The organism is Flavobacterium nitrogenifigens, assembly GCF_003254565.1.
Lineage (GTDB): Bacteria > Bacteroidota > Bacteroidia > Flavobacteriales > Flavobacteriaceae > Flavobacterium > Flavobacterium nitrogenifigens.
In genome coordinates this window covers 1-651 of the sequence record NZ_QJRI01000111.1, presented here as the reverse complement: position 1 = coordinate 651, position 651 = coordinate 1, and the positions used below count along the sequence as shown (strand labels likewise).

Annotated in this window: 1 protein-coding gene; it reads right to left on the bottom strand. The window is 41.3% G+C overall.

The window, feature by feature from the left end; genetic code table 11:
* The coding region (locus DM397_RS00490) for a hypothetical protein (protein ID WP_162615433.1) at window positions 1-651 on the bottom strand (651 nt) is incomplete at both ends.

Sequence of the window (651 nt, the reverse complement as noted above, 5' to 3'; positions counted from 1 at the left end):
GTTAATGAAGTTGTATTGCTATTGATTATAGGAGCACCTGTACTGGTAATACCGTTTACGGTTACCGTCGAAGTATTTACTGCCGAAGCATTTGAAACACCACTTACAGCGTCTGATGTTGCGGCTACTCCGTTTACCGTTGAGGTTAAAGTGTTACCTGCTAAGCCCAAAGTATTGGTAGTTGCTGCTGTAATGATTGGAGTTAAATCTAATGGTGCGCTTGCAACCCCATTTACGGTTGTAGTTAAATTTCCCGCATTTAATGATGTTTCGTTAGTATTAATAATAGGCACTGCTGTTCCCGCTACACCGTTTACGGTTGTAGTTAGACTATTTACTGCTGATGTGTTTGATACTGTGGTAGCATTTGTAATTGCAGTCGGAGTCAATAAACTTCCACCATCTGTACCTACGGTTAATATGTTGCCTGCATTTGTACTGGTAACTTGCGCTGTTGCAGCTGTCGCAGCTTCATTGCTATAAGTTATTGTTCCGGTTCCTAAATCCTGTGCTAATGTGGTTACAGTTTCATTAGCTTTAATCGCTGGAGTTAAATCCAGAGCTGTACTGGCTACCCCATTTACGGTTGTTGTTAAGCTAGCTCCCGTTAATGAAGTTGTATTGCTATTGATTATAGGAGCACCTGTACTG